The sequence below is a fragment of the Bradyrhizobium sp. JR4.1 genome (assembly GCF_040548605.1).
GTDB lineage: Bacteria > Pseudomonadota > Alphaproteobacteria > Rhizobiales > Xanthobacteraceae > Bradyrhizobium > Bradyrhizobium canariense.
In genome coordinates this window covers 1-13,041 of sequence record NZ_JBEPRY010000034.1, presented here as the reverse complement: position 1 = coordinate 13,041, position 13,041 = coordinate 1, and the positions used below count along the sequence as shown (strand labels likewise).

Genomic DNA, 13,041 nt, shown 5'->3' with positions numbered 1-13,041 from the left:
CAAGCATGACCATCTGGAATAGTTACTTCATATTCCGGCACTGGCGGGCCGGCTTGCGCCCTCTAGACATCGGCTTGGGGGGCATCGCACACTTGGCAGGCTCGGCGAACAATTCGGACAAGTGAACACCCAAAGTCGCGGCGATACGGTCCAAAAGATCAATGGTCGGATTCTCTTTCTTCTGCTCAATGCGCCCCATATATGAGCGGTCGATCCTGGCATCATACCAATTGCTCTTGCGGAATGCCGCGCTGTACGCGGAGCCGGCTTCCAGGCCACAAGCGCACGAGCGTTCATGCGCCAAGGCAGCCATTCCGGCGATTATGAAACCACTGGTTATAGCCGCACTATTACGATAAGCTCATACTCAAGCATTTGGCTCTCGCAGCACCGTTGCTTCCAGGGAGCAGTCCACCGTGAGACGGGAGATGTCCTGGTCGTTTTCGAATGCCGTCGACCCATCACAGGCGCGCTCACGGCGCGAGTACTGGCGGGAGAGCAAAATGGCGCCAGAGGTAACGCGGCTTTTTCCGGGCGCCGCGACCAAATAGGGCGGCCGTCAGCTGGCGCTCGAAGCGTGCACGAATTCTTTCCACTTGGCTGGCTTTAGGCGCGGCCTTTCACCAGCGCACGGGAAAACGACGGTGGGTCCATTCCGTTCAGGGAGGGTGAAGAGCAAGGACGCCCTAAGCTGTGTGGCAAATCTGCGATCAGTCGCGGTATGGACTGCGAGTAGATCCAGCGCCGAGCAAAGAGCAAAGGCCCAGAATGGAGTCACCAGGTCATTGTGAGCCGATATGCGGTCGCCGTTATGGCGTTGGGCAAAAACAGCTTGGGACCGCGACGATTCGAGCGGTTCCAAAATGGCCCCAAGTTCGCTAGCGTTGCTCCGATTTCGATAGATTTTTCAATTTGGTAGGAGCTTCACGCAGTGCCGGCCGATCCGAAGATTGCAGATTTGGCGCCCAGCGCGCACGAGCTCACGTCATATGACAAGGAGCACGCGATCACCTATATGCGACTTCTCGATGCCGACGCTGACAAGGCAGATTGGCGCGAAATCGCGCGCATTGTGCTCGGGCTTGACACGACCGTTGAACCGGACCGTGCGCGACGCACCTTCGAAAGTCATCTGGCTCGGGCCAAGTGGCTAGCGAGCCACGGCTATCGTGATCTGCTGCGTGGTGGTTGGCCCAAGGAGTGAACAGCGCGGATAGCAGGATCGGCGGAATTCCCAGCAATCGCAAAAGATGATCGTGGCATCGATTAAGTGCATGCAAAGCGGGCACGCGCTACGCATGCAGCCGTAAAGCGCCACAATCATCGGCTGCAGTTCAACGCGTGTGAAGATCATGTGGGGAAATGGTGCGATGCCGAATATTGACTGGAGATCTGAGGAAGCATACAGCGGCCTCAAGAAGGCAGAAGCGGCCGACCTGGCCTGGGAGTGGCTGCGCCGAGATCGCGACTACCAAGAGGATTATAGGCGGTTATCTCGCCGCGAACGTTCAAGCGCAGCGGCGGGCCAGTTCCGGCGGAAGTGGGGGCTCTCGTTTTCCTGCTGATCCCCAAAAGACTTTCGACAAGCAAGCAGTTTTCTGGGCACCCGAGGTGCTGTCGACCGTACTGGCTGTCCGGGCGGCCAACTGTATGGCGCCCAAAAGCTACCAGCTCGACGTCGCCAATCTGCCGGGCAGCGAGCTTCGTCGCGCGCCGGATGGATGGCATGCCATCGTGCCGCTCGGGGGCGCGAAGCATCGCCTTTGGCTGAGCAAGCTTCCGGCGAGCGGATGTGCTGTCAGTATCGATCTGCCGCTCGAGGCGAATCTCGAGCTTCGCTTGCAGGCCGCGCGTCGACTTTGGCTCGCGCTTGAACGTCGGCCGCTCGGAACGCCTCCTCTTGCTTTGCCGGCTTTGAAGCTGCGGCGGCTGATCCTCGCGCTGCGCGCACTGGATGGATGGCAGGAAGGAAATAGCTATCGCCAAATCGCGCAAGGCCTGTTTGGAAGACATCGTATTGCTGAGCGGGGCTGGAAAACAGATGACCTGCGCAGCCGGACCATTCGACTTGTTGAGCTGGGGCGGCGCCTCATGCGCTTTCGCTGCCGCGCATTGCTGAACAAAGGCAAAGGCAGGGATGACATTTCATGAGCTCTCGGGCGATAGCACACATCCATTCTGTGCAGCCAATTCTTCTGCTGGCATGGCTCAGTATTGGCCTCAGCCTCGAACCAAGCGTCGTGGTGCGTCATTAGCAATAGGGCTGCCGGTGCGACAGAGAACCATGACGCCTTGCGCTATCCGAGCTCATTTTGCTGAGTTCGCATTCTTGGTTGGACAAGGGCGGCAAAGGTGGAGGGGCGGTGGCCTTGCTGGATTACGACGGGCTGAGGCGACCAGCCAATGCCCGTATGGCACTGGCTTCACAACTGAGAGAACCGGGACGGAAGGTGGATGCCACCGAGCTAGAGCTGGCTCGGATCCTCAGGATAAATCCGATGGCGAAGTTTCTTTGCTCCATTCCCGGCATTGGTCCATAGCGGCTCCGGCTCTCGCTGCGAGATCCGACCATGTTTAGGCCGGGTGAGGCCTGGCATAGGCTGACGGCTAAGCAGAAGTCTACCGCCGGGGAGGATAGGTTCGGTCACATAACGAAACCATGCGCATCCCATCGGGCGCGCCTTGTCATCGAAGCGGCGAAACGTCGTCTGTTAAACAACGGTGCGCTCCCGAGCCGGAGGCGGCTGAATCGAAGCTCTACTTGAACGGCCACTGCCTATGGTTGGTTGGAGCAGCCGCAACTGCACGCCATCGCGAACAACAATTGGGAATTTGCTGTAGCCCTTGGCGAGCAGGTCGCGCAAGGGCGCCAAGCGGGCGAAAGGCACGGTTAGCAGTTTCAAATTCCTGAATTGTTTGCGCGTTGCCTCCTTCGATCAGAGCTACCTCTTTCCGCGGCAAATGTGAGAGGTGGGCTTGGTACGCATTGGTAAGGCGACCAGTTCGAGCGCGTGCATCTCGGCGATCTCATGGGTGCCGGTGCAAACTGTAAAGCGCGAGAGGGCAGGGCAATGACACGGTGTTAGGCCTCCACTTGCTGAAACGCCTCACACGCGTTGGTCCGACCGAGATGGCCCGCGCCGTCCTCGCATCCTCTCACATCGTGAAAATTCGTCCCGGGTTCAGGATGTTGTTCGGATCGAGCGCTCGCTTGAGCGTACGCATCGCTTCGATTTCCTCCGATGTCCTACTCATCTTCAGGTAAGGTCGCTTAACAATGCCGATGCCGTGTTCCGCTGAGATCGATCCGCCGAATTCGCCGGTGATCTGATAAGCAAGCCTCTCTAATTCGTGCCTCCTGTCGGGCGTGTGCTCGTGATGTAGCTCGATATGCAGGTTACCATCGCCGGCGTGACCGAAGACGATCGTGAAAGCGCCGGGGTCGATCTCCTTAATACGCGCGAGAATTGTCTTCACATACTGATCCATCCGGTCGATGGCGATACTGACGTCGAGAGCGATAAGTGCGGCATAAGGAAACGTCCGGGTAAGTTCTAAGCTGCAATCGCGGATGCGCCATATCGCTTCTGCAGATGCATTCGACGTCGAGAGCGTCGCGTCAAGGATCATGTTCGCGCGCATTGCCGTATCGAGCAGCTTGTCGAGATCGGCATGGATACGATCGGCATCGTCACCAGAGGCCTCGATCAAGACATACAAGGGATAATGGACCGGCAGCGGCCGAACCACACCGTTCACACGCTCGAGTGCGAGGCGATAGTACTCGTTCCACATCACCTCAAATGCGGTCAGTTCTCCGCCCAGAAGTTTTCGCGCCATTCCCAAGATCGAGATGACTCGTGCAAAGGAGGGCAGGGCGCAAAGCGCCACTTGCCGCTCCCTAGGAGCAGGAAAGATGCGCAACGCTGCTCGCGTCACCACGCCGAGAACCCCCTCGCTGCCGATGAAAAGCTGCTTCAGGTCGATGCCAGTATTGTTCTTGATGTATTTGCGCAAGCCCTGCAGCACGATGCCATCGGCGGTAACGACTTCGAGGCCGAGGATCAAGTCACGCGTCATGCCGTACCGAATCACGCGATTGCCGCCGGCATTTGTCGAGATGTTGCCGCCGATAGTACAGCTACCGCGCGCGGCGAGATCGAGCGGGAACATGTAACCTTCCTGCTCGAGCCGTTCCTGGATCTTTTGCAGCGGCGTGCCGGCCTGCGCCACGGCTGCGCCTGACGAGGTGTCAACCTCCTCGACCGCATTCATAAGTTCCATCGATAGCACGATTTCATCCGGATTGGGCAGGGCGCCGCGCACCAGCCCGGTCATGCCGCCCTGCGTCGTAACTGGCACTTTTTCGCGGTGACAGAACCGAAGCAACGCCGAGACATCTTCCGTCGTCCTAGGACGGACCACCGCTCGCGGCTGCGCGACCGGTCTACCGGCCAAATCATGGTAATAGCGCGAGTCAATGTCCGTGCCAGTCAGCACCGAACCCTTGCGGAGCGCCTTGCATAGTCGGTCGATGAAATTGTCGGTCATCTCCCCTCACTCGATCTAATCGTGATGGCATGGCCCCTTGTTAGAACGCTGCAGCGTTCTCGTTGCCTTGCCGGGCGAGGTTCTCAGCAACCCTTCTTGATGTTCGTCGGGAATCATAAACCTTCTCCGCGCATTTGTGCCGATCTAGCAATCTTCATCGATAACCCCGGAAGAACCCCACTGCTCTCGAGCTGCCGTGTCTTCCCACTAGCAATCGACGTGCCACGCGTGGAATCTGATGCGCGGCTTGCTTCGCTTGGGTCTGCCGCTAGGGCCAACTCAGCCGTACATGACGCTCGCCGCAAGGCGTAATTCCCGGCGCAAACGACCGCTGCTCCTGTTCGGTTTCTGACGACGGGATGACGGCCGTTGCGTTCAAAACAACCAAGCGTCACCTGCCGATCTACGGCTTTTCTAATCCCAAACAACAGCTTCACACCTTTGCAAGGTGTTGGCACGGTTGTTGCTGCTCAAAGGCAGCGATAGCGGTGAAAGACGAGCGGTGCTCTCTTTAGGCGGTGTTCGACACGTGGACATTCGAACTATTGGACGCAAGTGTCGTTCGCTGCGGCCGGCATACCGACAACGCTAGTTCGGCTGCACTGTTGCATGGGTGCTGGAGCAAGAAACGGTGCAGCGGCCAGACCGAGCAAATCTGTTGCCGCCAGAATTAATCGGCGCGTGCACAACGTCATCTATCTGAAAGGAAACTCGCGGCTTATCTCGACGTCACCAAACAGTTTTCGAACTCCACGTCGTGGAGGAAAGAACAGAGGCAATGCGAATCGCTTTCGGGCTCCCCAATCCCGCGGCCGCAAGACGCGATGTCGTAGCGTGCGCTGACGCGTCAAGCCTGGAGCAGGCATGTCGCACTTGTTTCATCGAAGGACGTGTGTGCAATCGGGAGTACGCGTTGTGAAAGTTTATGATGCGATCTGACGCTCCTCTTTGGCGTTTCATGACGGTTACGCTCGTTGCAAGCAGTACTACCAATTCAGCGGATCTCGGGTCAGCAGTGAAGATCCTGCAGGGACTGTGGAGCTGGACCGGAGAATCTATTGGCGCGCTCTTCGGCGGCGACGATGACCGGAAATCCTTCAGTGACTACGGTCCATCAATCTACCGCAACATCGATACCCCTGAGTTCTTACAAGATAACCAGATCGGCTACGAACGAGCCCACCGCCGCGGCGGCGTCACTCGAGCCGGCGAGGATTTCCGTGATCATGTCTTATTCAACGATCGCGCGCTTAGTTCAGCTGTTCTTGCAGGATTTTCGGTCAGACCGTTGACCGCCTACGTTGATCGGGAGCGACGTCCCGCTCTCCCGAAGCACCCAACAGCGCGCCGCTTTCCAACGACACTCCTGTCGTGGCTTGTGCTGCCATGCGTCAATTTAGACGGAGACGGCCCGCGCTATGAGTGCGGCCGGATTGCGCCATGATTGTTTCCGACGGCAAACGACCCGCCGCTTTCCGCGAGGTGATCCCGTTCGTGTTCCAGCACTGGCTGAAGCAGCCTGTCCGCCTCACGATCGTCTTCGCCAGCTTCTTGGGTGCATCCGTCGCCGACCTGTTCATGCCAGTCTATTCGGGCCATCTGGTCGATGCATTAACGGCGGGTCCGTACGATCTGGCCGCAGCGCATACGGCGCTTGTTACGTTCGGCGGCATCGCCGCGCTGGGGCTCGTCTCGCTCATCCTGCGGCTTACTGGCATGCAGGCGATTGTACCATTCACGCTCAAGACGATGTCGGATGTGGTGCGCGAAGCCTTCATGCGGGTGCAGCGCTCCTCGACCGATTGGCACGCCAATTCCTTCGCCGGCTCGACCGTGCGCAAGATCACGCGTGGCATGTGGGCGCTCGACCTGCTCAATAATACCGTTCTGATGGCATTGTCGCCTTCGCTCGCCGTCCTTGTGGGGGCGATGATCCTGCTGAGCCTGCACTGGCCCGCGTTCGGCGGCGTGATCGCAGTCGGCGCGGTAATCTATGTGGCGATCACGATAGCGCTGACGATCAGCTATATCGCGCCAAGTGCACGAATATCCAATGCTTGGGATACCAAGATCGGCGCCACGCTGGCGGATGCGCTTACCTGCAATGCCGTGGTGAAATCATTCGGCGCGGAAGCGCGCGAGGATGCGCGGCTCGACAGTGTCATCAACCGGTGGCAGGCACGGGTATCGCGCACGTGGCTGCGTGGCAACGCAAGCGGTTTGTTGCAATATTTGATGATCTTGTGCTTGCGCGGTTCGGTAATCGGCGGCGCTATCCTGCTGTGGATAGCGGGCCGCGCTTCTCCGGGCGACGTCACCTATGTGCTGACGAGCTATTACGTCATTCACGCCTATTTGCGAGAGGTCGGCATGCACATCAACAATCTGCAGCGTTCGGTGAACGACATGGTGGAGCTTGTTACGATTAGCGGTGAGCCGATCGACATCATCGATAGTCCGGGCGCCAAGCCAATCGGTATCCGGGGCGGAAGGATAACTTTCGAGGATGTGACCTTTCACTACGAGGGGGGCCGCGCGCCGCTTTACGACGGCTTGTCGATCGACATCCGCGCCGGCGAACGGGTTGGGCTGGTCGGCCGATCTGGCTCGGGCAAGACCACGTTTGTCCAGTTGGTGCAGCGGCTCTATGATCTCTCGGGCGGGAGGATTCTGATTGACAGTCAAGATATTGCCAAAGTGACACAGCAATCGCTGCGCAGTCAGATCGCGATCGTGCAGCAGGAGCCGATCCTGTTCCACCGCTCGCTGGCGGAGAATATCGCCTACGGCCGGCCCGGGGTCAACGTGACGACGATCGAGCAGGCAGCGCGGCTAGCCAATGCGCACGAGTTCATCCTGCGGCTCCCGAAGGGTTATGGTACGCTGGTCGGCGAGCGCGGTGTAAAGCTGTCGGGGGGGGAGCGGCAGCGGGTCGCCCTTGCGCGTGCGTTCCTCGCTGACGCGCCGATATTGGTTCTGGACGAGGCGACCTCGAGCCTCGATTCGGAATCGGAGGCACTGATTCAGGAGGCGATGGAGCGATTAATGAGGGGGCGCACTTCGATCGTGATCGCGCACCGGCTCTCGGCGGTACGCAACCTCGATCGCATTTTGGTGTTCGATCGCGGTGAGATCGTCGAGCAGGGCACCCACGACACCCTGGTTCGGGCCGGCGGCATCTATCGCGGGCTATTCGAACGCCAGGCCAGCGGTAAGGCCTCGGCGACGACTTAGCCGGTCAATTCCGCACCTAAGCGGTGCATCAAAATCCGACCATCGGAGTCCTTCAGGTCACGGCTGCATGGTGCGTCAACTTGAGTACGACCATCTTTGGGGTGGCGCTATCCAGATGGTCGTTCCGAGTGACGTTCCTGCTTCCACGGAAGGGTCTAGGGCAAGTCGCGATCAAACAGGGACTATATCGGCGGAGCTAGTTGGCGTATTCGTCAGAAGAGACGCGGCCGTTGAGATCCCAAAGGGCGTCGGCGTCTAGCTGGGGCGTGTCGCAATATTCGTTGAGGTTCACGAAGGCCATTTTGGTCGATTGAGATCGGCCTATAGCGGCAACAACAGGAGGCGCGCGTCGGCGGCGATGAGGCGCGCCGCCTCTTCGTTCCTATGTTTCGACCATTATCGAGGATTACCATTGCGCAGCATGGGAACAAGAATGTGCTCGACATCGGCAAAGAAATACTTGGCATCAGCCCGTCGCGCGCAAAGCGCTTCGATCCCTCGCGGGTCAGAGCCCGCAAGAAACGTCGTGGTTTTCCAAGCCGTATGGCGCGTGGCACGAAAGCGTGTGCACGAGGTTCCGGGCCTACCGGCAGCTCATTGCCGTCGTCGGCCAGGTGTGTCGAGGAAATCAGCGCGCGGCCGAGCCTCTTCGGCGGCCGAAACACGATTCCCAGCGCGCTCAGCAACTTAGGCGGCAATCCTATTCGCTGGCGCACCTGGAATTCTTTTGACGCTGATTTATCAGCGGAAAAGAAGCGCGACAGCATCGAGTTGTTGGCCTCGATGCCATCGGTGGCTCGCCTGTCACGCGGCCGTGCAGAAGCTGCAAGGCAGGGGCAGAAGGCGCTTACGAAATTAGTGGCCGCTGTCGGCCTATTTCTGCGTATGACAGCGCGGACGAGCGTCATCGCCAAACGTTGGGCACGAGAGGCAGCGGTTTTCCTTCGCGCGTCGGTTGTCGTGCTCAGCTATGTCCGGTTTCAACTCTCTGTGTGTGGAACGCGCCACCAGGATAAAATATTTCGTCGGGCGCGACACGAGTAGATGGATTGCATCTCCTCAACACGCGCAGCGTCTTTTGGCACACCGATTGCTGCAGCGACCATAGAGCATTGTTGCGAAATGCTTACGTCCAGGAGTTCATGCGAAGGGCACGATTTATTCAAATCGATGTCATAGACAGCAGCACTGTCGCGTGCCGTTCCGAACATTTGCCGTTGCAGAGAGCGATTCGAAGAAACGCCCAGAAATCTCGAAATTCTTAGGTTCGTGGCTGTGCCATGCCTGGAAATGACGCCGAAGAAACAGAAGCCACGTCAATGTCCCAAAGCCTGATCGACCTGCTCGCTATCTTCGACGTGGAACAGATCGCAACGTACCTATTTCGCGGCAAGAGTCCGAATACAAACGCTCAACGGGTGTTTGGCGGCCAGGTAATCGGGCAAGCGATGGTCGGGGCATGCCGTACAGTCGAAGGTCGGCTACCGAACTCGCTGCACGGCCATTTCATCCGGCCCGGCGACCCCCACGTCCCGATCATTTACCAGGTCGAACGGGTGCGTGAGGGCAAGAGCTATTCGACGCGCCGCGTCACCGCAATGCAGCATGGCAATGCAATTTTCTCCATCACGGTGTCGTTCCATGCCGGCGAGGAGAGCGCCTTTGACCACCAGGACAAGATGCCCCGCGTGCCGCTGCCGGAAAAGCTCGTAGAGGAGGAATTGCCCAAGCAGCCGTTGTATTGTGAAACGATGGAATTCATCCGGCGCAATTACGCGATAGAGTTGCGCCCGGTCGAGATCGGTCGTTATGTGGGGCAGAAAATTGATGACGGTCGCGTTCATATCTGGATCAAGGCCGCAGAGAGGTTGCGCGACGATCCAGCGCTTCATATGTGCGCCCTGGCCTATGCCTCCGATTACTCGCTGCTCGATGCGGTGACGGCGCGCTATGAGCGCCCATTGTTCGACAGGCGGATGATGATTGCAAGTCTCGATCACGCAATGTGGTTCCACCGCCCCTTTCGGGCGGACGAGTGGCTACTTTACGCCAAAGAGTCGCCGAGCGCGCAAGGCGGACGCGGTCTCGTGCGCGGCTTAATCTTCAAGCCAGACGGCACGCTGGTCGCGTCTGTCGTCCAGGAAGGTTCGGTGCGCGAGGGACGCTGAGCCTTCTGGCATGTTCGTATAAACGTGATGCAAGTTTTCGAAGAACGCTGTGCCGTCGATCCTCCGGTAGGAGGGGGTAAACCTCTTCCAGGTGGCATTGTGGGGTTCGGCCGTGTCAGGTTAAAGTCTATGTTGACAGTCTGACAGCAAGCGCAACTTTGTTTCAGGCGTGGGATGAGGAAATCGATTTCGCATCTCTTCAAGTATAGGCGTTGCCGTGGTGATTGCTGGGGAAGGTTAAGCATCGTTGGAAATGGTGGACGCGGTAGGCCCGGCGCAAGAGAATGGGGCCTCCTCGAGTTGACTAAATCAATGTCAAATAACCCAGGTACGGTAGCGGTTGGGGGGCTTAGCTGCGAAAAAGATGGACGAAAAAACAAAAATCCCTCCCGGGGTGGCTCGAAAGGACGCCCTTCATCGACTGGGCCGCCAAACCGTGGTGATGCCGAAGAAAAACGAAAGCGCGTCAATGTCCAAAACCTCGATCGACCTGCTCGCCATCTTCGACCTTGAACCGATCGAGGTGAACCTGTTTCGCGGCAAAACATCTAAAAACTCGCTCGCAACCCAAAAACGATGCCCTACGTTCCGGAATGGCTCACCGCGGAGGAACTATCCAAGCGGCCGATTTTTCCCGACATACCGGAATTCATCCCGCTACTATGACCTCGATCGGCCGGTTGAACTGCGTCCGGTCGAGATCGGTCGTTATGTCGGTCAGAAGACCGCCGGCGGCCGCTTTCATATCTGGCTCAAGGCCGCAACAAAGCTGCCCGACGATCCGGCGTTAAATATGTGCGCGCTGGCCCATGCCTCAGATCTGTCGCTGTTCGATGCGGTGATGGTGCGCTATGGCCGCACTCTGTTGGACGGGCACATGATCTCGGCGAGCCTCGACCACGCAATATGGTTCCACCGCCCGTTTCGGGCTAACGAATGGCTACCTTACGCCAAAGAGTTCGCCGAGCGCGCAAGGTGGACGAGGCATTGCGTGGCCTGATCTTCAAGCGTGACGGCACGCTGCTAGCGTCCGTTTCTCAGGAGGGCTCGGTCCGCGAACGGCGTTCGGTTTCCACGTGAGCAAAACGTTCGGCGACCGGCAATCATGCGCCTCACCTTCTGTCAGCAGGATTGCGATCGTCAGCATCTGCGAGGTGTTGCGTGTGTGAGCGGCCAAAGACTTGCTTCTGATCCCGCTTTGTCCGCTCCCTGTCGGGAGATGCGCTTTTGACGTGGGTGGAATTATTCGCGCGTCCGTACCGCACCAGGCCGGCAACCTCTTGGAACGTGTTTCGTGGACCCCACGTCGGTCCGGGTAGCACAAAGCGATCGTAGATTCTCGCGGAGGACATATTCCGGCGGGAAATCACACTAGCGACAGCGACCTTTCAACAGATGAACGATGACACTGAATACGCGGGGATCATTTGCGCGAGACCCACGGACATCCGTTGGCAAGTCAGAGACGTTCCGCCCCCACTATTCGTCTCTCAACCAAAATGGAGTTCCACCCACGGACGCAGCCCGCGCGAACGCCACAGATCCTTCGTTGAGCCGATCCAGCATGTTCGCCGCTATTTATGTGCTTGCTGCGCGGAAGCGGCAGGCAGGAACCAGATCTCACCGGCGTGCGGCCGCAGCCGTCATGCATACAAAGCAGTTCTAGAGACATTCGATGACGTTCGGCCGCGATGGCCCTGCCAAGCGGAAGCTGGCCTATACGGCTCGAACATCGCAGGTCTTCAATTTAGTTCGTTGAACCTCAGCTGGATCTCATGCGCCGCAGTCCGCGCCAGAATAGCAATAGTCCTTCTATCGACTGAAGTCCTCACCAGAGTAGGTAGTAACAAGATTCCTTATCAACGGTGTACAGTGATACTCTCGCGATTTACGCTAAGTCGCAAGGCGCAACTGGACAAAGTGCCGACATTTGCTGCAGGTATATGACCATGCCGCCTCCACAAAAGACACGACAGGCGATCGTACTGACCACGTCAACAAAGGTCCCCGCGTCTCCAACTTACAAGTTTGATCGTGTCTCAACGATCGCGGGACAAGCTTTAGAGGAGAGGCCTCGACAAAAAAGCGGCGGCGTGGCCGTTTGCAAGCCGTTTCGAGAGTATGAGCTTTCGCGCTCCGACCTCTTCGAATGGCATACCCAAAATAGTGGCAAGAGTAGCATGCGATCGCTCTTTGCCACGTCTTCGAATCTGGCGTTGTAGCAGCGATGGCAGTTGGACCGGTCGTTGCGCAATACGGATATGCGTCTCAATGAAGCCAGAGATATCGGCTGAGGCTCGCAAGGCGTCCAGTACTCGCTACGTCGGCGATGATCGTGTCGACGAGCACCGCGCGCCTCAAAGCGGATCGCAAGCCATGCGACCAGGACTTGTGCTGTCCAGGGATGCACAGCGAGAGCCCGTGCTGCGCGGCACCCGACAACCATTGCTCCACCATGGTGGCTACCGCCACTCTTCGTGCACGGACGGCCGGCATCTTTGTCCCGTTTCTGACCAGCTCTAAATGATCTTCAATGCACCGATCATCGTTTCCTATCTGCGAATATTCCCTGAGCAAAAGCTTAATGCGTTTAGACCCCGCCTCGCGCCGTTACCTATTTAGAAGCTACTACCCGAGTGAGGGACGTAGCAGCACTGTAAAAGACAAAGCCGATGAAGATCACGAACGTTCGCACTCATGTCCTTCAAGCCGCGCTATCGGAGCCTCTCGCCTCCGCGCGTGGCTGGTACGATACGCGTACAGCGATGCTGGTCGAAATCGAGACCGACCAGGGTGTTGTCGGGTGGGGCGAATGCTATGGGCCGGCGCGAATTACGGCCGCCGTGGTCGAGAGCGTCGCGTCATGGCTAATTGGCGAGGATCCGCTGCGCACAGAGTATCTCTGGCAAATGATCTATGCGCGCCTGCGCGATCACGGCCAGAAGGGTGTCGTGATAGAGGGCTTGAGCGGTATCGATATCGCGCTCTGGGAGATCAAGGGCAAGCATTTTGGCGTTCCGGTGCATCAGCTGCTTGGCGGCGCGCTGCGGACTCACATCGTCGCCTACGCGACTGGCCTCCAGCGACG

General features: G+C 58.2%; 10 protein-coding genes and 1 pseudogene. 9 read left to right on the top strand and 2 right to left on the bottom strand.

The genetic code is table 11. The features are described from left to right. Positions 1–22: 22 nt before the first annotated feature. Complete coding sequence (locus ABIB90_RS37420; protein ID WP_354202507.1) at positions 23–304, bottom strand: helix-turn-helix domain-containing protein; 282 nt, start codon at positions 302–304, stop codon at positions 23–25. Between the two features lie 627 nt (positions 305–931). Here ABIB90_RS37420 and ABIB90_RS37415 point away from each other — a divergent pair. The 3 genes from ABIB90_RS37415 to ABIB90_RS37405 all read left to right on the top strand — a co-directional run bounded on the left by ABIB90_RS37415 (position 932) and on the right by ABIB90_RS37405 (position 2,151). Beyond that, complete coding sequence (locus ABIB90_RS37415) at positions 932–1,204, top strand: DNA -binding domain-containing protein (RefSeq protein WP_354101782.1); 273 nt, start codon at positions 932–934, stop codon at positions 1,202–1,204. A gap of 148 nt (positions 1,205–1,352) precedes the next feature. Further along, positions 1,353–1,565 (top strand): transcriptional regulator domain-containing protein, encoded by a 213-nt coding sequence (locus ABIB90_RS37410; RefSeq protein ID WP_354101801.1) that lies wholly within the window; start codon positions 1,353–1,355, stop codon positions 1,563–1,565. A gap of 46 nt (positions 1,566–1,611) precedes the next feature. Beyond that, positions 1,612–2,151, top strand: coding sequence for a DUF2285 domain-containing protein (locus ABIB90_RS37405; protein ID WP_354101781.1), 540 nt, complete (start codon positions 1,612–1,614; stop codon positions 2,149–2,151). 1,005 nt (positions 2,152–3,156) lie between these two features. Here the strand turns inward: ABIB90_RS37405 and ABIB90_RS37400 are convergent. After that, positions 3,157–4,551 carry an FAD-binding oxidoreductase gene (locus ABIB90_RS37400; protein ID WP_354202506.1) on the bottom strand — a complete coding sequence of 465 codons (1,395 nt, stop codon included), beginning with the start codon at positions 4,549–4,551 and terminating at the stop codon, positions 3,157–3,159. A gap of 958 nt (positions 4,552–5,509) precedes the next feature. On the opposite strand from ABIB90_RS37400, the gene ABIB90_RS37395 reads away from it, so the two are divergent. The 6 genes and pseudogenes from ABIB90_RS37395 to ABIB90_RS37370 all read left to right on the top strand — a co-directional run. Then, a complete protein-coding gene (locus ABIB90_RS37395) occupies positions 5,510–5,995 on the top strand; it encodes a hypothetical protein (RefSeq protein ID WP_354202505.1) in 486 nt (161 codons plus the stop codon). Then, positions 5,992–7,785 (top strand): ABC transporter ATP-binding protein, encoded by a 1,794-nt coding sequence (locus ABIB90_RS37390; RefSeq protein ID WP_354202504.1) that lies wholly within the window; start codon positions 5,992–5,994, stop codon positions 7,783–7,785. Before ABIB90_RS37395 ends, ABIB90_RS37390 begins: the two co-directional genes overlap by 4 nt. Positions 7,786–8,220: 435 nt before the next feature. Continuing rightward, positions 8,221–8,829 carry a hypothetical protein gene (locus ABIB90_RS37385; RefSeq protein ID WP_354202503.1) on the top strand — a complete coding sequence of 203 codons (609 nt, stop codon included), beginning with the start codon at positions 8,221–8,223 and terminating at the stop codon, positions 8,827–8,829. A gap of 275 nt (positions 8,830–9,104) precedes the next feature. Then, positions 9,105–9,953, top strand: coding sequence for an acyl-CoA thioesterase (locus tag ABIB90_RS37380; RefSeq protein WP_354202502.1), 849 nt, complete (start codon positions 9,105–9,107; stop codon positions 9,951–9,953). A gap of 588 nt (positions 9,954–10,541) precedes the next feature. Next, positions 10,542–11,033: pseudogene (locus ABIB90_RS37375) on the top strand (acyl-CoA thioesterase); the annotation flags it as partial. A gap of 1,592 nt (positions 11,034–12,625) precedes the next feature. Beyond that, positions 12,626–13,041, top strand: a 416-nt coding sequence (locus tag ABIB90_RS37370; protein ID WP_502918256.1) for an enolase-like domain-containing protein, incomplete at its 3' end; no start/stop codon positions are given.